This window comes from Halobacillus sp. B23F22_5 (genome assembly GCF_043497085.1).
GTDB lineage: Bacteria > Bacillota > Bacilli > Bacillales > Halobacillaceae > Thalassobacillus.
Genome location: NZ_JBIEKI010000005.1, coordinates 141,578 through 162,495, shown reverse-complemented (window position 1 = coordinate 162,495; position 20,918 = coordinate 141,578). Strand labels below are relative to the sequence as shown.

23 protein-coding genes are annotated in these 20,918 nt (G+C 43.2%); 19 read left to right on the top strand and 4 right to left on the bottom strand.

Annotated elements, in window-relative coordinates:
• Positions 1-93: 93 nt before the first annotated feature.
• Positions 94-393, bottom strand: coding sequence for a DUF3243 domain-containing protein (locus tag ACGTN9_RS09465; protein ID WP_028784761.1), 300 nt, complete (start codon positions 391-393; stop codon positions 94-96).
• 150 nt (positions 394-543) lie between these two features.
• Between ACGTN9_RS09465 and cidR the strand changes: the two genes are divergently transcribed.
• The 3 genes from cidR (at position 544) to ACGTN9_RS09450 (ending at position 2,529) form a co-directional block, all read left to right on the top strand.
• Entirely contained in the window at positions 544-1,437 is an 894-nt protein-coding gene (gene cidR, locus ACGTN9_RS09460) for a cidABC operon transcriptional activator CidR (protein WP_499592177.1), read from the top strand.
• A 184-nt stretch (positions 1,438-1,621) separates the two neighbouring features.
• Positions 1,622-2,155 (top strand): acyl-CoA thioesterase, encoded by a 534-nt coding sequence (locus ACGTN9_RS09455; RefSeq protein WP_028784763.1) that lies wholly within the window; start codon positions 1,622-1,624, stop codon positions 2,153-2,155.
• Positions 2,155-2,529, top strand: a complete 375-nt coding sequence (locus ACGTN9_RS09450) for a hypothetical protein (RefSeq protein ID WP_499592175.1) — start codon at positions 2,155-2,157, stop codon at positions 2,527-2,529. The genes ACGTN9_RS09455 and ACGTN9_RS09450 overlap by 1 nt, the downstream gene beginning before the upstream one ends.
• A 321-nt stretch (positions 2,530-2,850) precedes the next feature.
• Here the strand turns inward: ACGTN9_RS09450 and ACGTN9_RS09445 are convergent, their stop codons facing one another.
• The gene (locus ACGTN9_RS09445; protein WP_499592173.1) at positions 2,851-3,345 is read right to left on the bottom strand and encodes a L,D-transpeptidase family protein; all 495 of its coding nucleotides are present in this window, start codon (positions 3,343-3,345) and stop codon (positions 2,851-2,853) included.
• Positions 3,346-3,585: 240 nt separating this feature from the next.
• Between ACGTN9_RS09445 and ACGTN9_RS09440 the strand changes: the two genes are divergently transcribed.
• The 7 genes from ACGTN9_RS09440 (at position 3,586) to ACGTN9_RS09410 (ending at position 10,154) form a co-directional block, all read left to right on the top strand.
• Positions 3,586-3,732: a hypothetical protein gene (locus ACGTN9_RS09440; RefSeq protein ID WP_499592171.1), complete on the top strand. Its 147-nt coding sequence runs from the start codon at positions 3,586-3,588 to the stop codon at positions 3,730-3,732.
• Between the two features lie 98 nt (positions 3,733-3,830).
• The gene (locus tag ACGTN9_RS09435) at positions 3,831-5,195 is read left to right on the top strand and encodes a sigma-54 interaction domain-containing protein (RefSeq protein WP_499592169.1); all 1,365 of its coding nucleotides are present in this window, start codon (positions 3,831-3,833) and stop codon (positions 5,193-5,195) included.
• A gap of 230 nt (positions 5,196-5,425) precedes the next feature.
• On the top strand, positions 5,426-6,121 hold the full coding sequence (locus ACGTN9_RS09430; protein WP_499592167.1) for a CoA transferase subunit A: 696 nt from the start codon (positions 5,426-5,428) through the stop codon (positions 6,119-6,121).
• A 14-nt stretch (positions 6,122-6,135) separates the two neighbouring features.
• Positions 6,136-6,810 carry a 3-oxoacid CoA-transferase subunit B gene (locus ACGTN9_RS09425; protein ID WP_499592165.1) on the top strand — a complete coding sequence of 225 codons (675 nt, stop codon included), beginning with the start codon at positions 6,136-6,138 and terminating at the stop codon, positions 6,808-6,810.
• Positions 6,811-6,836: 26 nt separating this feature from the next.
• Complete coding sequence (locus ACGTN9_RS09420) at positions 6,837-7,613, top strand: 3-hydroxybutyrate dehydrogenase (protein WP_499592163.1); 777 nt, start codon at positions 6,837-6,839, stop codon at positions 7,611-7,613.
• Between the two features lie 21 nt (positions 7,614-7,634).
• Positions 7,635-8,813: a thiolase family protein gene (locus tag ACGTN9_RS09415; RefSeq protein WP_499592161.1), complete on the top strand. Its 1,179-nt coding sequence runs from the start codon at positions 7,635-7,637 to the stop codon at positions 8,811-8,813.
• 54 nt (positions 8,814-8,867) lie between these two features.
• Positions 8,868-10,154: a GntP family permease gene (locus ACGTN9_RS09410; protein WP_499592159.1), complete on the top strand. Its 1,287-nt coding sequence runs from the start codon at positions 8,868-8,870 to the stop codon at positions 10,152-10,154.
• Between the two features lie 166 nt (positions 10,155-10,320).
• On the opposite strand, the gene ACGTN9_RS09405 is transcribed toward ACGTN9_RS09410, so the two are convergent.
• Positions 10,321-10,884: a hypothetical protein gene (locus ACGTN9_RS09405; RefSeq protein ID WP_499592157.1), complete on the bottom strand. Its 564-nt coding sequence runs from the start codon at positions 10,882-10,884 to the stop codon at positions 10,321-10,323.
• A gap of 270 nt (positions 10,885-11,154) precedes the next feature.
• Between ACGTN9_RS09405 and ACGTN9_RS09400 the strand changes: the two genes are divergently transcribed.
• From ACGTN9_RS09400 to ACGTN9_RS09365, 8 genes are all read left to right on the top strand, one after another.
• Complete coding sequence (locus ACGTN9_RS09400; RefSeq protein WP_499592155.1) at positions 11,155-11,826, top strand: GntR family transcriptional regulator; 672 nt, start codon at positions 11,155-11,157, stop codon at positions 11,824-11,826.
• 17 nt (positions 11,827-11,843) lie between these two features.
• Positions 11,844-13,202: a 4-aminobutyrate--2-oxoglutarate transaminase gene (gabT, locus tag ACGTN9_RS09395; RefSeq protein WP_499592153.1), complete on the top strand. Its 1,359-nt coding sequence runs from the start codon at positions 11,844-11,846 to the stop codon at positions 13,200-13,202.
• 18 nt (positions 13,203-13,220) lie between these two features.
• Entirely contained in the window at positions 13,221-14,612 is a 1,392-nt protein-coding gene (locus ACGTN9_RS09390; protein ID WP_499592151.1) for an APC family permease, read from the top strand.
• A gap of 14 nt (positions 14,613-14,626) precedes the next feature.
• Complete coding sequence (locus ACGTN9_RS09385) at positions 14,627-16,042, top strand: NAD-dependent succinate-semialdehyde dehydrogenase (protein ID WP_499592149.1); 1,416 nt, start codon at positions 14,627-14,629, stop codon at positions 16,040-16,042.
• Positions 16,043-16,635: 593 nt separating this feature from the next.
• Positions 16,636-17,088, top strand: a complete 453-nt coding sequence (locus ACGTN9_RS09380) for an Hsp20/alpha crystallin family protein (RefSeq protein ID WP_499592147.1) — start codon at positions 16,636-16,638, stop codon at positions 17,086-17,088.
• Between the two features lie 124 nt (positions 17,089-17,212).
• Positions 17,213-17,992 carry an ABC transporter ATP-binding protein gene (locus ACGTN9_RS09375; RefSeq protein ID WP_499592436.1) on the top strand — a complete coding sequence of 260 codons (780 nt, stop codon included), beginning with the start codon at positions 17,213-17,215 and terminating at the stop codon, positions 17,990-17,992.
• 25 nt (positions 17,993-18,017) lie between these two features.
• A complete protein-coding gene (locus ACGTN9_RS09370) occupies positions 18,018-18,977 on the top strand; it encodes an ABC transporter substrate-binding protein (RefSeq protein ID WP_499592145.1) in 960 nt (319 codons plus the stop codon).
• A 4-nt stretch (positions 18,978-18,981) separates the two neighbouring features.
• On the top strand, positions 18,982-19,749 hold the full coding sequence (locus ACGTN9_RS09365; RefSeq protein ID WP_499592143.1) for an ABC transporter permease: 768 nt from the start codon (positions 18,982-18,984) through the stop codon (positions 19,747-19,749).
• 33 nt (positions 19,750-19,782) lie between these two features.
• Here the strand turns inward: ACGTN9_RS09365 and ACGTN9_RS09360 are convergent, their stop codons facing one another.
• The gene (locus ACGTN9_RS09360; RefSeq protein WP_499592141.1) at positions 19,783-20,208 is read right to left on the bottom strand and encodes a winged helix-turn-helix transcriptional regulator; all 426 of its coding nucleotides are present in this window, start codon (positions 20,206-20,208) and stop codon (positions 19,783-19,785) included.
• A 155-nt stretch (positions 20,209-20,363) separates the two neighbouring features.
• Between ACGTN9_RS09360 and ACGTN9_RS09355 the strand changes: the two genes are divergently transcribed.
• Positions 20,364-20,894 carry a DUF4242 domain-containing protein gene (locus ACGTN9_RS09355; RefSeq protein WP_499592139.1) on the top strand — a complete coding sequence of 177 codons (531 nt, stop codon included), beginning with the start codon at positions 20,364-20,366 and terminating at the stop codon, positions 20,892-20,894.
• Positions 20,895-20,918: the final 24 nt, after the last annotated feature.

Genomic DNA, 20,918 nt, shown 5'->3' with positions numbered 1-20,918 from the left:
GGGGTTTTTATATATCGAAGGAAATTCTCCAGGTTATTATTACAAAAAAACGAGATGGTTCGTCCATTGAACCATCTCGTTTATAACTACATATTAATTGGTGGAGTCAGCAAGCTTTACTAATACATGTGCCATATGCTTCCGTTCTTCTTCGTCAGCGAATTTCCAAAGTTCATTAAGCAATTTTTCCTCGCGGTTTCTTGGATCTTCATTCTTAGCGAGGTAGTCACCTACACGCTTGGCTCCTTTAGTCAGTCCTTCTTCACCTAATCCAAGTTTTTCACCTTTGTTCACCTGGTCGCCTAAATAATCCTTGAACGTCTGGAAACTTTGCATGATATCGTCTTTTTTATCTTCGCTCATATTAGCTGCTGCGTCGCGTGGATCTTTCATTATATCAAGCTCCTTTTTGTGTGATGGTAGACAATACCACTTATTGATAAGATTGAAACATTTGGAAAAGGTAAGTGGCAAGGCAATTTACATATGAAAAAATTTTAACTAAAGTAATACTATAAACATTCCCGAGGATTAGGTGAATATATGGATATCAGACACTTGAAATATTTCATAGAAGTATCGCGGTTCGGCAGTTTCACTCGTGCCGCTGATCATTTATTTGTAACACAGCCGACAATCAGTAAAATGATAAAAAACCTAGAGTCAGAACTTGGAGTAGAGCTATTTGACAGAACCAGAAAGCAGCTGGTCCTTACAGATGCCGGCCGGGTGATTTTAAATCAAGCGCAAACGATTGATAAAGCTTTCGATAACCTGCAGACGGAGCTTGATGATTTGATTGGTTTGCAGAAAGGGCATATCAGAATTGGACTTCCGCCAATTATGGACGCCGATCACTTCTTTCAGATTCTGGGAAAATTTCATCAGCTTTATCCTAAGATAACGTTCCAGCTGATGGAAAATGGGACAAGAAAAATTGAAGAAGATATTATAGAAGATAACCTTGATGTCGGGATTGCTGTTCTGCCGACCGAAGGAGAAGAATTTGATCATTTTTCTTTTATGAAGGAAGAATTGCGGGCGGTTGTACCCCCTTCCCATAAACTCGCTGCAAGGAAGCAAATTAAACTGGAAGAGCTTAAGGATGAATTATTCATTCTTTTCAACAAAGATTTCGCACTGAATGACAGGATCAGAGGTGCCTGTAAGGAGGCGGGTTTTATACCGCAGGTCGTCTCCGAAAGTTCCCAGTGGGACTTTATTGGTAAAATGATTACCTCTGAATTAGGTATCTCGATATTGCCCTATAGTGTGTCCAAGCTGTTGAAAGAAGACGTTCGAACGGTCAGGATAGTTAAACCAATGATTGAGTGGGATCTGGCGATTATTTGGAGGAAAAATCATTATTTGTCTTATGCTACGAAAGAATGGCTGAAGTTTACTCAGGAAAGGTTGATACCGGGCACCTCGGAATAAGAGGTGCTTTTTTTAATATCTGATTTTACCAATCAGATACTTGCCGTGCATAGATGAAAGCATTTGCATAGATAGTATCTATGTTTCCCATGATTAATATCCATTTCACTTATAGGAAACACAGGCTTACACTTGGAATATCAAACGTTTGAGAAACACTACATCAAAGAAAGGATCATTAATTATGATTGAAACAAAAAGTCCAAAAGAAAGCCTGATCGTGAATACTGATCAAGTGATGATCAATGATTTGAATAATTACAATACATTGTTCGGTGGTGTATTGATGAAAAAGTTAGATAATAATGCGACTTTGTCGGCACGCCGGCATGCGCGGGCAAAAGAATGTGTGACTGCCTCCACCGACTCGATTGATTTCCTGTATCCGATTCATCAGACAGATTCGGTTTGTGTAGAATCCTATGTATCCTACACCGGCAGCAAGTCGATGGAGATTTTTTGCAAAGTAATTGCGGAAGATATGATCACTGGTGAACGACGAATGGCAGCCACAGCTTTTCTCACATTCGTTGCGCTTGATGAGAATAAAAGACCGATAAAAGTTCCTGAGATTGTACCGGAGACAGAAGAAGAGAAGTTTTTATATGAATCCGGAAAAGAACGTGCGGAGCGACGCAGAGTCCGAAAAGAACATAGCAAAGAATTGACTAAAATCATCGGCTTGGAGAAACCGTGGGAAAAAGGAGAGGAAGTATAATGGCTAACATGCTTGCTGGTTTGAACGACTTGTACGAAGCGAAGGAAGATTTGGATGCATTGAAGCAGGATTGTCCCGAATTAAGTGACCATCTGGTGCATGTAGTCAGCTTGACTAGACAGCTGCAGATCAAGTATGGCTATATGGGATCGTTATTGATGGATGAAGACCTCCCGGAATATAAGCCCAAGTTTGTTAGAGGTTCAATTCTTCATCTATATCAACAAGAAGTACAAAAACTGAAAGACCACCCCCGTATAGATGAACTGAAAAGTGTAATGAGGGAACACCGCAGTATCAGCGACTCTAAGCTATTTTTATTGACACTAGGCGCAAAGCCCGAATTGCTGCAAGGTTCAACCATTATAAAGTAAAGCACGAAAACAGCCAGCAGGTTATGATCTGCTGGCTGTTTTCATGCTTTATTTTCAGTCGTTTCTCCGTTTACTTTCCATCTATCTATTTTGGTAAAACTGGAAGGATAACAGGGAGAAATGTCTAATGTTAAGCTTAGATGCATTAGAAAAAGAGGGGATGTAGGCTGGTAGAGTTTACTCACAAAATAGTAACGTTACCCGCTTATCGAGAGATTGGTTTGAAATGGGATTGGGCTTATGCAGAAGTCAGTTCGTTGAATGAGCTGCTCGCTGAGGGGAAGATTGGTAGAGCTTGATACCAATAGAAAAGAAATAATATCATGGATGAATAAAAACACCTGTGCCAATTGGTACAATCCGTGCCAGTTCCTCCACATCTTTGTTATACATACGAATGCAGCCACGCGAAACCGCCTTGCCGATGGAACTCGGGTCATTGGTACCATGGATGCCATAATGCTGTTTGGACAAGCTCATCCACATAGTCCCGAACGGACCACCAGGATTCGGGGCTTTATTAATGATAATAAAATTCCCAGTCGGTGTATGATGAAGGATTCTTCCGACCGCAATTGGATATTGCTTTTGCAGGCCACCATTTTTCAATAATCGGATCTTGCGATTATTAAGGGAAACATCGATTTTGTAAGGAATAGTGGCTGGAGAAGGGTAGCCTGGTATGACAATTGGTTGGCCAGGATAAATGAGATTCGGGTTGATGCCTGGATTTGCCCGGATGATTTCAGGCAGGGGCATTCGGTAATCACGGGAAATCTGCGTCAATGTTTCGCCAGCTTTAACAGTATGGATCAAAGTTGCCACCTCCATTGGATTCCTTTTATTTTATGTGTATCGCTACGGCAGGTGAGTTTGCACGAAGAAATGAGAAGTTTATGAGACAATTTATATCTTAAGCGAGACAAAAGTGAAACTAAGAGAGACACTTTAAAAATATACGAGACACTTTCGAAAAAAAGAGAGATAAATTTTAGTTAAAAGAGAAATAACAGCTGGATAGGAGACAACTCCATATCGCAAGGGGGAAGGATCTTAATGAATAACGCCTGGAATACATTTTATATGTTACTACTTGGAATCGTGGCGATTTTTACTGGGGAAATTGTAACGTTCATTATGCTGGGTTTTGTGCTGATTACATTGAACAACATCCATACCACGCTGAAAAAATTTATAAAGTGACTGCGGATAGAGAAGCTCGCAAATTTTGGGAGATTGATTGAAATCGCTCTCATGATAAAATAGATAGGAAAGATTTCAATCATCAGGAGCGTGAACGAATGCTGGAGATATTAGCGAATTACCGGGACGGGATTCTGGAGACGATTTTTGGCAATGTCAATCATAGTATTGTCGTTGTCGATCGAAAAGGTTTTGTTTCTTATATGAATGACAGCTATTGTGATTTTCTAGGTATAGATAAAGAGAGTGTCCGTGGGAAGCATGTGACCGACGTAATTGAAAACAGCCGGATGCACATCGTAGCAGAAACAGGAAAAGAGGAATTAGCGGATTTGCAGTATATCCGCGGCAACTACATGATTGCCCACCGGATTCCACTCCGGGCGGACGGTGAAGTAGTCGGCGCGCTCGGGATGGTGCTGTTCCGGGATACAGAGGAATGGCTGAAGCTGAACAGCCATATCAAAGATTTATTCCTGGAACTGGAATCCTATCGAAATCAAATGAAACAACTGAATGGCGTTTCCTATTCGCTTCATGACATCATTAGCAATTCTTCAGAGATGCATATTTTAAAGGATAAAATTAAGAAGGTTGCCCCAGGGGATGTTTCGGTACTGCTCAGGGGGGAGAGTGGGACAGGAAAAGAACTTTTTGCCCATAGCATTCATCACTTGAGTGAACGTAACACGAAGCCGTTCGTCAAGGTCAATTGTGCGGCAATTCCAGCAGACCTCCTCGAGTCTGAGCTGTTTGGCTACCAGGAGGGCGCGTTTACTGGTGCCAAAAAAGGCGGTAAGCCAGGGAAATTCCAACTGGCAGACGGCGGAACACTTTTTCTTGATGAAATTGGGGATATGCCGTTACAGGCACAGGTGAAAATTCTTCGCGTCCTGCAGGAAGGGGAAGTTGAAGCGATTGGATCGGTTACACCTCAGAAAGTGGACGTAAGGATCATTGCCGCGACCAACCAGCCGCTCGAAGAGTTAATAGCTCAGCAGAAGTTTCGGGAAGATTTATTTTACCGGATAAACGTTGTCCAAATTGACATTCCACCGCTTAGAAAGCGCCCGGAGGATCTCCGGTTGCTGGCAAAATATTTACTGGAAAAGGTAACCGAGCGGATCGGTAAACGGGTTGTCGATTTTGAGCCCGCCGTTTATGACTGTTTCCTGGAATATCACTGGCCAGGTAACGTTCGTGAACTGGAAAATGTTATTGAAGCTGCTGTCCACTTGACGAGCAACGAAACCATTGAGCTTGATGATCTGCCGGATCACATTAAGCCAGATGCACTGTTAGTCGATGAAGACCGAAGCTTGAAGGCGATCATGGAAACGGCAGAACGCCAGGCGATTGAGCGGACACTGAAAAAAGTCCACGGTGACAAAGGAAAAGCTGCAGCAATGCTTGGCATCGGGAAATCAAGTCTGTATGACAAAGTGAAAAAGTATAACATATAAACCATTCCGAGATTCCGGAAAACCATTCCGACATTTTGGAATGGTTTATTTTTTACGGTTTAAGTAAGGGGTTTCATCATTGTGATGGTAGTATTCTGATTATTTTTCCGAGAATTCGTAATTTTATTGTTAGCGCTTTCAAGTGAATCACCCTTCATTATTGAGTTTTCATTCAGGATAAAAGTTGGCACGCTTCTTGCATTAATGAAAGTAGAAGGGAGTGTAGTATGATGAAAACTATTTATACATCATTTGAAGAAGCAGTAAAAGATATCAAAGACAACTCGACGATAATGGTTGGAGGGTTCGGACTGGTAGGAATTCCGGAAAATCTGATTCTTGCATTAGTAGAATCAAAGGTAAAGCATTTGACGGTGATTTCCAATAATTGTGGCGTAGACGACTGGGGGCTTGGTTTGCTCCTTGAAAATAAACAGATTGATAAAATGATCGGCTCCTATGTCGGTGAAAATAAAGAATTTGAACGTCAGGTGCTGGCAGGAGAATTGGAAGTGGAACTGACTCCACAAGGCACATTAGCAGAACGTATCCGTGCGGGTGGAGCAGGAATCCCTGCATTCTATACACCAGCAGGCGTAGGTACCCCGATAGCGGAAGGGAAAGAAGTACGTAATTTTGACGGAAAAGATTATTTGATGGTGACAGGTTTGAAAGCTGATTTCAGCCTTGTAAGGGCGGCAAAAGGCGATCGGCTCGGAAACCTTGTCTATAATAAGACGGCCCGTAATTTCAATCCTGAAATAGCAGCAGCCGGTACGACGACGATTGCAGAAGTGGAAGACTTAGTGGATGCTGGAACACTGGATCCGGACCACATTCATACCCCGGGTATTTACGTGCAAGGATTGATCGAAGGCAAGCAGGAGAAGCGCATCGAACGTCTGACTTTAAGAAAAGAAGCATAATAGGAGGGAACAGCATGGCAGTTAATTTGGATAAAGCATTAGTAAGAGAAAAAATCGCGAAACGAGCAGAGCGCGAAATTGAAAACGGTTTCTATGTCAACTTAGGGATCGGAATGCCGACGATGGTAGCGAACTACATCCAGGAAGATAAAGAAATCGTTCTTCAGTCTGAAAATGGTCTGGTGGGAATCGGACGCTCTCCGTATGAGAACGAAGTGGACCCGGACTTAATCAATGCTGGAAAAGAAACGGTCACAGCAGCGGTCGGAGCATCTTATTGCAGCAGTGCTGAATCATTTGCGATGATCCGGGGAGAACACTTGGATCTTGCCATTCTTGGTGGTATGGAAGTCTCTGAAACCGGGAATCTGGCAAACTGGATGATCCCAGGAAAGATGATCAAAGGTATGGGCGGTGCGATGGACATTGTCCACGGTGCTAAGAAGATCGTCATTATCATGGATCACGTAAATAAACATGGAGAGCCGAAAATTCTAAAAGAATGCAGTCTCCCTTTAACTGGTGAAGGTGTCGTGGATCGCATTATCACCGACCGTGCTGTCATTGATGTTACAGACGACGGGCTAGTACTGGTTGAAGTAGCAGAAGGATGGACAGTACAAGAAGTAGTAGAAGCGACTGGCGCGGATCTTCAGGTCAGCGAAAACCTATTATCGGCAACGTTCTGATTTTTTACTCAAGGGGGATAAATAGAATGGTAGATAACAAAGTAGTATTCATAACAGGTGCAGCAAGTGGGATCGGCCACGAAATCGGAGTAGAGTTCGTGAAAAACGGTGCGAAAGTCGCGTTCAGTGACATCAATGAAGAAAAATTGCAGGAAGCGACAAAGAAGCTCACGGATGAAGGATATGACTGCATCGGCGTGAAGTGCGATGTCACAAAAGAGGAAGAATTGCAGCAGGCAATCGACCAGACAGTGGAAAAATACGGCCGGCTCGATGTATTGATCAATAATGCCGGCCTTCAACATGTAGCATCGATCGAAGACTTCCCGACAGAAAAATTCGAATTCATCACAAAAGTTATGCTGGTGGCGCCATTCATGGCAACTAAGCATGCATTTCCAATTATGAAAAAGCAAGGATTTGGGCGAATCATTAATATGGCATCGATCAACGGACTTGTCGGTTTTGCCGGAAAATCTGCGTATAACAGTTCCAAGCATGGTGTCATCGGACTGACAAAAGTTACCGCCTTGGAAGGTGCAGAGCACGGTATTACCGTAAACGCGGTATGTCCTGGCTATGTCGATACACCGCTTGTCCGCAATCAGCTGGAGGACCTGGCGAAAAATCGTAACGTATCATTAGAGAAAGTACTGGAGGAAGTGATCTATCCATTAGTCCCACAAAAACGCTTGCTTCAAGTACAAGAAATTGCGGATTATGCATTGTTCCTCGCCAGTGATAAATCCAAAGGCGTCACCGGGCAGGCAGTCGTCATTGATGGTGGCTACACAGCACAATAAACGAAAGGGAGGAATAGCAGCATGGAAAACGTTTATATTTTAGAAGGTGCACGGACAGCATTCGGAAGCTTTGGCGGTTCACTGAAAGACGTCGATCCGACTGACCTCGGTGTGACCGTCAGCAAAGAGGCAATCAAGCGAAGCGGCATCATACCGGAAGATATTGATTTGACGGTGATGGGGAATGTCATTCATTCCGCGAACAACTCACCATACATGGTCAGACATATCGCGTTGAAATCCGGGGTGCCGATGGAAAGCCCGGCACTTACGGTTAACAGACTTTGTGGGTCCGGACTCCAATCGGTAGTATCTGCAGCCCAGTCTATTAAGCTTGGAGAAGGGAAAGTCGCCCTGACTGGTGGAGTGGAGAACATGAGCCAATCCCCATATGCCATGCGTGGCAGCCGTTTCGGCACCAAGCTTGGCACGCCGAAAATCGATGATATGCTCTGGGCGGCATTGACCGATGAATACATTGGAAAAGGTATGGGTGTTACAGCAGAGAATCTATCAGAAAAATACGAGATCAGTAGAGAAGATCAGGACGCATACGCGGCAGAAAGCCACAAGCGTTCAGCAGAAGCACGCAACAGTGGAAAGTTCGAAGAAGAGATCGTTCCGGTAGAAGTAATATCACGCAAAGGTACCAGGGTTGTAGATACCGATGAACATATCCGTGAAGATACGACTCCTGAAGGGCTTGCAAAGCTGAAGCCTGCTTTCAAAAAGGACGGTACTGTAACCGGTGGAAACGCAAGCGGAATTAATGATGGTGCTGGAGCAGTTGTATTAGCAGGGGAAAGTTTTGTTGAAGAAAAAAACCTCCAGCCTATAGCGAAAATCGTATCCTGGGGAGTAGCAGGCGTGGATCCAGCCTATATGGGAATCGGGCCGGTACCAGCCATCAAAAAAGCACTGGCACAAACGGCCTTGTCCTTAGATGACATTGCTTTGATCGAAGTCAACGAAGCATTTGCCGCCCAGTACCTGGCAGTAGAAAAGGAACTTGGCTTAGACCGCAGCAAAGTAAATGTCAATGGAGGCGCTATTTCGCTTGGCCACCCGATCGGTGCAAGCGGCACACGTGTCTTATATACAGTCATAAAAGAATTAAAGCGTAGAAATGAAAAGTACGGCATTGCATCCTTATGCATCGGGGGAGGACAAGGAATCGCGATGCTCGTAGAAATCGTGTGATTAAACAGATAAAAGAGGTTTGGGGGAAACTATTCAACTAGTGGAGGAATCAACATGTTTGGAATATTATTAGGACTCATTGTGTTGATGGTACTGGCCTATCTCGGCTGGTCCATCATCTGGGTAGCCCCGATCGCTGCTGGAGTCGTAGCGGTCACAGGCGGCCTCGATTTGTTAGAAGCCTATAAAGATACGTATATGGGCGGGTTCGTAGATTTTGCTAAAGCATGGTTTCCTGTCTTCATGCTTGGGGCTATTTTTGGGAAACTGATGGAAGACACCGGCATGGCCCGCTCTGTCGCTGTAGCACTGACAAAATTGCTAGGAACAAAACGCGCTATTCTTGGGGTGCTTGCATCCTGTGCTGTATTGACTTATGGGGGTGTCAGCTTATTTGTCGTCGTATTTGCAGTCTATCCACTCGCCTTGTCATTATTCCGTGAGGCGAATATCTCTAGAAAGCTGATTCCGGCGACTGTCGCCTTAGGTTCTTTCACCTTTACGATGACTGCCATCCCAGGAACACCACAAATCCAGAACCTGATTCCAATGCAATACTTCAAAACAGATGCCATGGCCGCTCCAGTTATGGGGATCATTGCAGCCATCATCATGGGTGTCGGAGGATATTTATACTTAAGGTGGCAGGAAAAGAACCTGACCAAAAAAGGTGAAGTCTTTACTGAACCAAGCGACAAAAATATGATGGAAGTGGAAGAAGAGGACGATCCTAACTTCCTCTTGTCTGTATTACCACTTTTGACTGTCCTTATAACGTTGAATGCATTTGGTTGGGACGTCGTCGCAGCCTTGATTGCAGGTATCCTGTTAATCATGGTATTGAATCCAGGCAAGTTCAAGCGCTTCATTTCATCGATGAACAAAGGAGCGAACGGTTCTGTTATTGCCATCATTAACACTAGTGCTGCTGTAGGTTTCGGTACCGTCGTGCGTGAAGTACCAGGCTTCGAACGTCTGACTGAATTGCTGATGGGCGTCAAAGGACATCCGCTCATTTCAGAAGCAATTGCCGTCAATATTCTGGCCGGTGCTACCGGTTCCGCATCTGGGGGGATGGGAATCGCACTGGAAGCACTCGGTTCCAAATATTATGAAATAGCACAGAACACCGGCATCAGTCCGGAAGCCTTCCACCGGATTGCTTCCCTGTCATCCGGCGGTCTGGATGCCTTGCCGCATAACGGAGCGGTATTGACATTGTTCGCTATTACTGGAATGACCCATAAAGACAGCTATAAAGATATCTTTGTTGTAGCCGTACTGATTCCGGTTATCTCTGTTGCAGTAGTCATCTTGCTGGCAGCTATCGGAATCTTATAATTATAGAAAAAACCAGGCCAACGCTATCGTGCGGTGGTCTGGTTTTTTGCTTCATTGGTCATAATTCACTCTAAATTTTACGTGAAAATATTCTGTTGGCTTGATGAATATAGAAAAACCCGGAGACTGAACCGGCAACTGTGAGTCTCCATGTTTATTCATTTGCTTAGCTTAATTCAGCACTCATATCGGTAGGAATCAGTCCAGCCTCTTCATAAATTTTATCAAGGGTTTGCTGGAATTGGTCAAAGTGCTCTTGTGCTCCTGCCAAGTCTGCTTTTTCAGGAGACGCTTCTAACGTCTTTTGGACTTCCTTATAATACTTTTTCAAGGAATCAAGTGCACTGGAGTATTGCTCCTTTACATCGTCAGAAAGTTCACTGTTCATTTCAAAACCTTCCAAGGTAGTTACAGCTTCTCCTGCTTCAGTTTTAGCCTCTTCAGCAGCAGCCTGCAAATCTTCTGGAGCAGGTGGTTCTTCTTCATTTGCCTTCATGTTGTGGTAAGCCACAACCTTTGAATGATGCGGACGAAGCTTATTAGCTAGATTTAGTTGTGTTTTAAGCAAATCAGATTTGATTGTATTTTCATCTGGTTTAGCCTCACTGCCAGTACTCTTTTCTTCCGTTTCTTGATTATTGGATTCCTGGTTTTCCTCCGTGTCGGATTGAGAGCATCCAGCTGCTACAAGGGCAACCAGCAATGTAACTGATATCAATAATTTTTTCACCATTCGTACCTCCCCTTTCATCTATAGCATCTGTCATTTTATAGGAAAACCCTTGCAAGGTAAATAATATTGGAAATAAAAGTAAAATTAAAAATAATGAGTATTTTCAAATTTCATGAGCGCGTAAAAAGTCCCAACTCCAATAATAAGAATTAACTAAATTATTAATTTTTTCTGAAAAATAACTAGAAAAATGATATTTGTTACGTTAGAATGATAAATAACTTAGAAAGATTGTATACAATCTGAGCATACAATGGTGGGTTAATTATGAAAAACAAGAAGAATAACGAAGAGCTGGCTTATGAAAAAGTGAAGCGTGCGATCATGCTGAAGAAACTGAATCCTGGTCAACGTGTGACAGAGGATTGGGTCAGTAAAGAGCTGGAGATGAGTCGTACTCCGATTCGTGCAGCTTTCAAACGTTTAGAAAATGAAGGGTTGATTGAATTAGTACCGAATAAGGGTGCGATCGTATACAGCCCTTCCAATAAAGAATTAGAGGATGTCTTTCATCTGCGTGTGGTGTTAGAAAAGTATGCTGCTCAATTAGCAGTGCCTCATATGGGGGACAAGGACATCGCATATATGGAACAGTTATTGGAAGATGAGCTGGATGCCTATAAAGAAAAGGACTTTGAAGCTTTTATGCAGGTGAACGCGCGTATTCACACCTATCCGGCTAAAATTTCAGGCAACAAGTTTTTATTGCAGCAGATAGAGACACTCAACCAATGGTCGGATGGCTACTTGATTTTAAAAGATGAATTTTACTCGACGCCTATGGATGAGGTAAAGTCTGCATCTGAACATAAAAAAATAATGGAAGCTTTTAGTAAAAGAGATGTCAACAAAGCGAGTAATGCCATAGAATCTCATTTATTGTCAACCTTAGGAGATTTGTCAAAAGATTTATCATATCGAACATCTATTTTTAATTAAGAAAAGGGGAGATTGTAATGTCAAATCATGCTTCAGTTAAAACAAATTTACCGGGTCCGCTTGCCACTGAGCTGTTGGAGCGTCGTCACCAGATTGTTCCGGACGCTGTCAGTTATGGGATTCCGACTTTTGCAGCAAAGGCAGAGGGAGCCAAGGTGACCGATGTCGATGGCAATAAATTCATCGATTTTGCTGGGGCAATCGGTACGATAAATGTTGGTCATTGCCACCCGAAAGTGACAGAAGCGCTTCACGATCAAGTGGATAAATTCATCCACACCGGATTCAATGTCATGATGTACGAGCCTTACATAGCGTTAGCAGAAAAATTGGCTGAATTATCACCTGGAAGCCATGACAAAAAAGTGCTTCTTCAGAACAGTGGTGCAGAAGCTGTGGAAAATGCGGTGAAAGTCGCCAGAAAGTATACGGGACGTCAGGGAATTGTGACCTTTGCAAACGCTTTCCACGGACGGACGTTGATGACGATGTCCATGACGAGCAAGGTGAAGCCTTACAAGTATGAATTTGGTCCATTTGCACCGGAAGTATATAAAGCGCCATTCCCATATGCATATCGTCGTCCAAAAGAGATGAGCGAAGAGGCTTATGTTGATTTCATGATCGAGCAATTCAACGATTTCCTCATTAAAGAAGTGGCGCCAGAGACGATTGCTGCTGTTGTCATGGAGCCGGTCCAGGGAGAAGGCGGGTTCATTGTACCTGACAAAAGGTTTGTCCAGGCAGTAAGGGAACTTTGCAATCAGCACGGCATTTTATTTGTCGCAGATGAAATCCAGACTGGCTTTGGCCGGACCGGCAAATATTTTGCGATGGACCATTATGACATCGTGCCTGACCTTATTACCGTTTCTAAATCATTAGGAGCAGGTACCCCAATCAGTGGTGTCATAGGGAGGCAGGAAATCATGGATGCTGCCAATTCAGGTGAATTAGGTGGAACCTATAGTGGTAATCCATTAGGTTGCCGTGCTGCGCTTGCTGCTATTGACATTATCGAGGAAGAAGGACTGAATCAACGCGCCGATGAAATTGGCAACAAAGTGAAAGACACATTCCATAAGTTATCGGAAGAAGTCGATTGTATCGGTGATATTCGAGGGTTAGGCGCCATGGTTGCTGTTGAAATCGTCAGCGATAAAGAAAATAAAAAGCCTGATAAAGCACTGGCAGGTCAAATGATTTCCCACGCTCAACAACAAGGACTGCTGGTACTGGGAGCAGGGGTTTATAACAACGTTATCCGCTTTTTAATGCCGCTGGTTATCACAGACGAAGAGTTGGAAGAAGGGCTGGAAATTATCCAAAGTTCTGTAAAGACCATTTGGAAAGACAATTCCCAAGTTTCCGTATAACAACAAAGGAGTGTTTCGATGAAGGAAAAGAAACAATTGAAAAAAGTGTTATCCAAATTCGATTTACTTTTCCTGGCTCTCGGGGCCATGCTCGGCTGGGGCTGGGTCGTTCTGTCAGGGGCATGGATTACATCCGCCGGATCAATGGGGGCGGTGATCGCGTTTGCAATCGGTGGATTGCTCGTCGTATTTGTTGGTCTGAACTATGCTGAGATTGCCTCTGCTATGCCAAAAGTTGGCGGGGAGCATGCCTATGTCCACAGGGCGTTAGGTAGGGAGATGTCATTCGTTGCTTCCTGGGCGATAACATTAGGTTACATATCCGTAGCCACTTTTGAAGCGGTGGCTTTGCCCACTGTTGTTGACTACCTTTTGCCAAACTACCAGATGGGTTATTTATGGACCATTGCAGGTTGGGATGTTCATTTGAATTGGGTACTGATCGGTTCTATTGGAGCCCTTATTATTACAATCATTAATTATATTGGAGTAAAACAGGCAGCTGCTATGCAGACGTTCTTTACGCTGATGATTGTCGGAGTCGGGCTATTATTAATTTTCGGTTCTGGTATTCACGGGGAACCGGCTAACCTATCTCCATTCTTTGTGGGAGGAATGGGCGGAATGGTAACGGTTCTGGTTATGGTGCCGTTCTTATTTGTTGGCTTTGATGTTATCCCTCAGGTGGCGGAAGAAGCTAAACTACCACAGAGACAAATTGGTAAGCTCCTTGTCATTTCTGTTGTGGGTGCAGTCGTCTTTTATCTTGCAATTGCTATGGGTGTGGCTCTTGGGCTGGATCAGACACAACTTGCCGGTTCTGAGCTGGCTACTGCAGATGCCATCGCCTCTTTGTTTGGTTCACAATTCTTTGCTCAGCTATTGATTGTCGGTGGTGTGGCTGGAATTATAACCAGCTGGAACTCTTTCGTTATCGGTGGCAGCCGGGTGCTTTACGCCATGGCTGAATCAGGGATGCTTCCGGCATGGTTTGGTAAACTACATCCCAAATATAACACCCCATCCAATGGGATTCTCTTTATCGGTGTCCTATCCATGCTGGCACCTCTGCTTGGCAGGTCAGCGTTAGTATGGTTTGTTGACGCCGGCGGTTTGGGAATTGTAGTCGCTTATTTCTTTGTCGCTTTATCTTTTCTCATTCTGAGAAAGAAAGCACCGGAAATGAAGCGTCCATTCCAGGCGGGGAAATCGTCGATTTATGGCTATCTGGCACTGGTTTTGAGCTTTGGCTTCATCACTTTGTACTTGCCAGGCATGCCAGCGGCGCTCATCTGGCCGTATGAATGGCTGCTTTTTGCAGCTTGGACCATCTTAGGACTTTATTTCTTTATGAATATGAAAAAAGGTAAATATGAAGAAAGTGTTGCACAAGAAAAAGAAGCACTATAACGAGGAGGAATACAATGGATAATTTTATTAATGGTAATCCTTACAGGACAGATGCCACTTTTGATGTTACGAATCCAATCAATCAGGAACGGCTGGATTCTGTCCCGGATGCAGGGGAAAAGGAAGCGAAGCTTGCCGTGGACGCGGCATATGAACAGTTCCATCAATGGAAAGAAACGACTGCAAATGAACGGTCAGCATTCCTTTGGCGCTGGTACGAATTGATTGAGCAACATAAGGAAGAATTAGCAGAAATAATGACAAAGGAACAAGGCAAACCATTGAAAGAAGCCTTAGGAGAAATTAATTATGCAAATGACTTTGTAGCCTGGTACGCCGAAGAAGCGAAGCGGATTTATGGCGAAACGATCCCGGCTTCGAAGCGCAATAAACGTATTCTTGTCCAAAAACAACCGGTCGGTGTCATGGCAGCAATCACTCCATGGAATTTCCCGGCTGCGATGATTACAAGGAAAGTAGCGCCAGCTATTGCTGCAGGATGTACCGTAGTGATCAAGCCTGCCAGTCAAACACCTTTGACAGCACTTCGACTGGTGGAACTTGCTATTGAAGCAGGAGCACCTGCAGGACTGATCAATATTATCACCGGTAGTGCAAGGACAATCAGTGAAGTGTGGCTATCTGATTCACGCGTCCACAAGCTGTCTTTTACTGGTTCTACAGAAGTAGGAAAGGTATTGATGAAACAATCTGCTGATACAATGAAACGGATTTCTCTTGAGCTTGGCGGCCAGGCACCGTTTGTTGTTCTGAAAGATGCTGACCTTGATAAGGCGGTAGCCGGTGCGATTGCTTCTAAATTCCGCAATGCAGGACAGACATGTATCTGCTCAAACCGATTCTATGTTCATGAAGATATACTTGATCCGTTTACGGAGAAATTGAAAGCAGCCGTCGAGAAATTAACGGTGGGAGACGGACTGGATGAAAATACAGATATCGGACCGCTTATCGACCAGGATGCTTTTGAAAAGGTGACCCAGCATATTGACGATGCTGTGAAAAATGGCGCAAAAGTTGTGGTCGGCGGGAAAGGTTTTGAATCAGACAGCGGCTACTTTATTGAACCTACAGTATTGACAAATGCGGAAGATACGATGCTATGCATGAGTGAAGAAACCTTTGGACCGGTCGTGCCAGTATCTACGTTCAGAGATGAAGACGATGCGATCAAACGGGCCAACGATACACCATTTGGCCTTGCTGCTTACCTTTTTACCGAAAATCTTAGTAAAGCTTTGACACTATCAGAAAAACTGGACTACGGTATTGTTGGTTTGAACGACGGGGCTCCATCAGCTGCACAGGCACCATTTGGAGGCTTCAAAGAAAGCGGACTAGGAAGAGAAGGCGGACACTTTGGAATTGAAGAATATTTAGAAACGAAATATATTTCAATTGGCCTGTAAGAACCTTGTAAAGGGACCAAACCGATGCTCTTAAGAGCTCGGGCTTGGTCCCTTTTTGCAGTTTAGGAAATTATAAAAATAATGGTTGTGGATAACATTTTGCGTTGGGCCGCATCCAGCTCCAGCGCCTACCCCCTCGAGGTCTTAAGTCAATCCTCTCTGTGATTAGGAAAACTCGGCTTATCGCCAATGGTGTATGGCGAAAGCCTTAGTTTTACTTATACTTTAAACCTTTATGAAACTTAATTGGAATGAAAGTACAAAAAACGTCACGGCGAGGCTTGACTTAAGCTTGTCGGAGGCCTGCAGGACAAGGAAAGATCCTTAGAATTACATCGCACGAAGAAAAAGTGTTTTCCTTTTTCGAGGATGCAGGTCAGTTCGACGTTGGCACACTAGAACTACTTCTTAGAATGTACTTCGCAGAAAAAGACAAAGTCTTTTTTGAGGACGTGCCGTTTTTAGTCGAACGTCATTTCTAGCAAGGCGCTTGCGCTTTTGTTCTTTAATAACGCCCAATTTTGCTGGGAGCCCATTACACTTTTGCCCATTTCACATAGATTGTAGTGAGTAAATGAAAGGGGTGGACACCATTGGCTTCCAGAAAGAAAAACAGCCTGCCTAATATCTTTGATGACTCATTTTATGAAGTCCTAAGATCCGTCGAGAACTTTTTTGATAAATCCATGCAACAGTTAAGACCATTATACAATCATGCAACAATTCCGATCGATATCAGTGAAACGTCCTCTGAAGTAGTGGTAGAAGCACAGCTGGCTGGTTACAACAAAGACCAAATAAAAGTTGATATCTCAGGGAACCAAATATGGATTTCTGCGGAGAAAAAAGAAATCACAGAAACGATTGATGAAAACAGTAACCATTATTATAAAGAACAGTCGATGCAAAAAGCGGAACGCTCGGTGACATTGCCGTTCATCATTGCAGACAATGAGACAACAATAACTTATCAGAACGGTACCCTGAAAATCGTCACTCCTAAAAAGAAACATCTGGAATCCTCGATGGATAACTTCTGGATGTAAGAAAATGAGTGAAATTTTAACTGGCTAAGCCAGTTGTTTTTTTATACAAAGTATTATAGAATAACTTACAAGATTAAAACCTACTATTTTTATACGAATTAGAGGAATTGGGGGTGTCAAATTGATTGAACAGGCTATTCAAATCAGAGGATTAACCAAAAATTTTGTAAATAAAGGACGGACGGAAGAAGTACTAAAGGATATCAATGTTGATATTACAAGAGGGGAAACAATAGCGATCATCGGGCAAAGCGGCTGTGGGAAAAGTACACTGCTTAATGTAATTGGAGGGTTTGAACCCCCCGATGAAGGGAGTGTCCTTTTTGAAGGGGAGGAAGTGACCAGTCCCAGCAGGAGAAGTGTCATGCTATTCCAGAATTACGGGCTATTGCCCTGGAGATCGGTTCAAAAAAATGTGGAATTAGGTTTGGAAGACACAAGTTTATCCTCAGCAGAACGAAAAGACAGAGCTCTCCACTATCTCCGAATGGTTGGTCTCGAGGATAAATGGGACCGTTTCCCTCATCAGTTATCAGGTGGAATGCAGCAGCGAGTGGCTATTGCCCGGGCACTGGCCATCGAGCCGGAATTGCTTTTGATGGATGAACCATTCGGGGCACTGGATACATTCAACCGCTATTATTTACAAGACGAATTATTGAAAATACAAAGAGAGTCTAAGACCACCATCTTGTTAGTAACACACGATATCGATGAAGCTATTTATTTAGCAGACCGGGTTTTCATCATGAGTACCGAGTCCGGTAATATCCAACGGGAAGTTACCATCAATGCTTATAAGCCAAGGGATAGAAGCGGGAGAGACTTTCAATATTTCCGGAAATTGATTCTTGAAGAATTCCAACTGAGCAGTTCCACTCCTCCTTTGGAATACAACATTTAACGAAATTATTGGAGGACTGATCATAATGTTAATAAAAAAACTGTTGTGGGTTGCAACATTTGCTGCCTTTATTTTACTGTTGAGTGCTTGCGGCTCAGGTTCAGAAACAAGTGGGGATGGAAAACCTACCATTAAGCTTGGGTACTTGCCAATCACGCATGCTGTCCCATTATATATGGAAAAGCATTTGACGGAAGAACACGAGAAAAACTTTAATATTGAACTGATCAAGTTTCCATCATGGCCTGATTTGATGGACGCATTGAATACCAGAAAAATTGATGGTGCCTCTGCCTTAGTTACCGTTGCGATGAAAGCGAAAGAACAAGGAATCGACTTGAAAGCAGTGGCGTTAGGACACAGGGATGGAAATGTACTTGTTACAGGTAATGACATAGAAAGTGCCCAGGATCTGAAAGGGGAAACGTTCGCTATTCCTCACAAATTTTCCACACATAATATTCTGTTGTATCAAATGCTTAAAAAAGAGGGGATGAGCTACGAAGACGTGAATGCCGTGGAGATGCCTCCAGCTGAAATGCCAGCAGCGCTATCGGAAGGAAGGATTGCAGGATATGTAGTAGCAGAGCCTTTCGGTGCCCAGTCTGTCGTGTTAGGTAAAGGAAAAGTACTTTATCAATCCGACGAAATATGGACGGATTCTGTCGATTGTGCTTTGATTTTGCACAATGATTTTATCGAAAAAGACAAGGAACTAGTCCAGGAGTTTATAAACAGCTATGTTGATGCAGGGAAAGCTGCGGAGAAGAAAGACCAGGATGTCCATGACATTTCCTCTGAATATATGAAAGTGAATGAAGAAGTTATGGACTTATCCTTGAAATGGATTTCATATGACGATTTGAGGATACCAGAAGATTCTTACCAGAAGTTAAGCAACTACCTTCAGGAAATGGGGTTGTCGGAAAACCCTCCTTCTTATGAAGAATTTGTAGATAATACATTCATAGACAAGGCGAAGTGATTGAATGAAAATACTAAGGAAAACTACTAATATTTTCATAGGCATAAGCATCATTATAGTAACCTGGCAATTGACAACCATGCTGTTTGATTTCGAGGAAGCATTATTACCTCCGCCGTTAATGGTAGCGGAGGGGATCGTTTCCTTGATTGCGGATGGTACATTTTTTGAACACCTGAAGGTAAGTATGTTCCGCTTTTTGTCCGGGTACCTTTCCGCTGTCATCGTAGCTGTACTGCTCGGCTTGCTGCTGGGAAGGATGACGAAGCTATGGGATATTGTCGATCCGATTGTCCAAGTGTTAAGACCAGTAGCACCGATTGCCTGGTCACCGTTCATCGTTCTATGGTTCGGTATAGGGAGTGCTCCAGCGATTGTCATCATTTTTATTGCTGCATTCTTTCCCGTTCTTTTATCAACTGTCTCCGGAGTTAAAAAGGTGGATGTAACTTACATGAAGCTGGCTAGGAATCTAGAGATCAAGCAGCCGCAGCTGATGACGAAAATCATTTTCCCGGCAGCGTTTCCAGCCATCGCCAACGGGCTTCATATCGGACTTGGAACCGCCTGGATTTTTCTCGTTTCTGGTGAAATGGTAGGAGCACAATCGGGACTTGGATACCTAATAGTAGATGCTCGTAACTTGCTCCGGCTGGATCTAGTTCTTGCCGGAATTATTTTCATCGGTGTATGTGGGCTTTTGCTGGATAAAGCAATCCGTTTGTTTGAAAGATGGATTGAAAAACAGTGGGGCATCGTACCGAACGACTGAAAAAATGAAAAAAGACAGGGTCACCCCCTGTCTTTAATCTACTTCCACTACGGAAAGTTCATCAACATTCTCATTACAATGAGAGCAGTAGTACGTGATGTCGACTTCATGGTTACACTTATTGTGGATGATTTTCTTATAACATTTATCCAGATGCTGTCTCCCCCAAAGAATAATAGCGTTGAAGACATCCTCTAAATCTTTTCCGCTATCTGTCAAAGTATAAGCGTAACGAGGGGGATGATCGCTGTACAGAGAGGAAGCGACAAGACCGCTTTCTTCTAAATATTTCAGGCGATCTGACAGCAAGTTTGATGATATGCCATTTAACGCTTTTTTGATCTCACTGAAGGTATTATTGCCGGCCAATATTTCATGAACGATCAAAAGCGTCCAACGATCGCCGATAATGTTTAAGGTTTGTGCTATATTGCAAGGTAAATCATAAGTAGCTTTCACGTTATTCCCTCCATCATTTTTACCATAATTTGATGATAACATAATTTTTTTGCAATACTAGGTTGATTTTTTGAACTTAGTAGCATAAACTAACATTAAGATTAAAGTTGATTAAGTTTATCGGAATTATTATTTTTAAAAGGAGAGGGTATAAAATGGCATTATTTTTAGTTGAATCGACTTTGAAAGAAAAAATCACTGACAAAGCACAATTTGAAAGTTCAGTTGAAACCTTGAAAGAACAGTTAGAGGCGAAGGAAGTAAACCTCATTGAAGTTCAAGTATCCAAAGATTTTGAAAGAGTATTTTTCATTTTTGAAGCAGAAGGTAACGAGACTTTAGAGAGCGCATTACAAGAAGAAGGGGTAACGATCGATCTGATCAAAGAAGTACGGATTGTCGGTAAAGACCTCGAAGAAGTGAAACAGCAAACAGATAAAGTCAATTACCTCGTCGAGTGGAATCTTCCTGAGGATTTGACCATGGATCAATATCTGGCACGCAAGAAAAAGAATTCCGTCCACTATGCGGAAGTACCGGAGGTTTCCTTCTCGAGGACGTATGTTTGTGAAGACATGACGAAGTGCCTCTGCTTCTATGACGCACCAGATGAAGATGCGGTAAAACGTGCTAGAGAAGCAGTGAATACTCCGCTCGATTCGATTACTGAAATCAACAACGATTAACTACGGATTAGTTTAAAGAAAGGG

Excerpts from the sequence above, each read along its gene's own strand:
- ACGTN9_RS09465 (WP_028784761.1), bottom strand. The coding sequence starts at position 393 with ATGAAAGATCCACGCGACGCAGCAGCTAATATGAGCGAAGATAAAAAA.
- cidR (WP_499592177.1), top strand. The coding sequence starts at position 544 with ATGGATATCAGACACTTGAAATATTTCATAGAAGTATCGCGGTTCGGC.
- ACGTN9_RS09455 (WP_028784763.1), top strand. The coding sequence starts at position 1,622 with ATGATTGAAACAAAAAGTCCAAAAGAAAGCCTGATCGTGAATACTGAT.
- ACGTN9_RS09450 (WP_499592175.1), top strand. The coding sequence starts at position 2,155 with ATGGCTAACATGCTTGCTGGTTTGAACGACTTGTACGAAGCGAAGGAA.
- ACGTN9_RS09440 (WP_499592171.1), top strand. The coding sequence starts at position 3,586 with ATGAATAACGCCTGGAATACATTTTATATGTTACTACTTGGAATCGTG.
- ACGTN9_RS09435 (WP_499592169.1), top strand. The coding sequence starts at position 3,831 with ATGCTGGAGATATTAGCGAATTACCGGGACGGGATTCTGGAGACGATT.
- ACGTN9_RS09430 (WP_499592167.1), top strand. The coding sequence starts at position 5,426 with ATGAAAACTATTTATACATCATTTGAAGAAGCAGTAAAAGATATCAAA.
- ACGTN9_RS09425 (WP_499592165.1), top strand. The coding sequence starts at position 6,136 with ATGGCAGTTAATTTGGATAAAGCATTAGTAAGAGAAAAAATCGCGAAA.
- ACGTN9_RS09420 (WP_499592163.1), top strand. The coding sequence starts at position 6,837 with ATGGTAGATAACAAAGTAGTATTCATAACAGGTGCAGCAAGTGGGATC.
- ACGTN9_RS09415 (WP_499592161.1), top strand. The coding sequence starts at position 7,635 with ATGGAAAACGTTTATATTTTAGAAGGTGCACGGACAGCATTCGGAAGC.
- ACGTN9_RS09410 (WP_499592159.1), top strand. The coding sequence starts at position 8,868 with ATGTTTGGAATATTATTAGGACTCATTGTGTTGATGGTACTGGCCTAT.
- ACGTN9_RS09400 (WP_499592155.1), top strand. The coding sequence starts at position 11,155 with ATGAAAAACAAGAAGAATAACGAAGAGCTGGCTTATGAAAAAGTGAAG.
- gabT (WP_499592153.1), top strand. The coding sequence starts at position 11,844 with ATGTCAAATCATGCTTCAGTTAAAACAAATTTACCGGGTCCGCTTGCC.
- ACGTN9_RS09390 (WP_499592151.1), top strand. The coding sequence starts at position 13,221 with ATGAAGGAAAAGAAACAATTGAAAAAAGTGTTATCCAAATTCGATTTA.
- ACGTN9_RS09385 (WP_499592149.1), top strand. The coding sequence starts at position 14,627 with ATGGATAATTTTATTAATGGTAATCCTTACAGGACAGATGCCACTTTT.
- ACGTN9_RS09370 (WP_499592145.1), top strand. The coding sequence starts at position 18,018 with ATGTTAATAAAAAAACTGTTGTGGGTTGCAACATTTGCTGCCTTTATT.
- ACGTN9_RS09365 (WP_499592143.1), top strand. The coding sequence starts at position 18,982 with ATGAAAATACTAAGGAAAACTACTAATATTTTCATAGGCATAAGCATC.
- ACGTN9_RS09355 (WP_499592139.1), top strand. The coding sequence starts at position 20,364 with ATGGCATTATTTTTAGTTGAATCGACTTTGAAAGAAAAAATCACTGAC.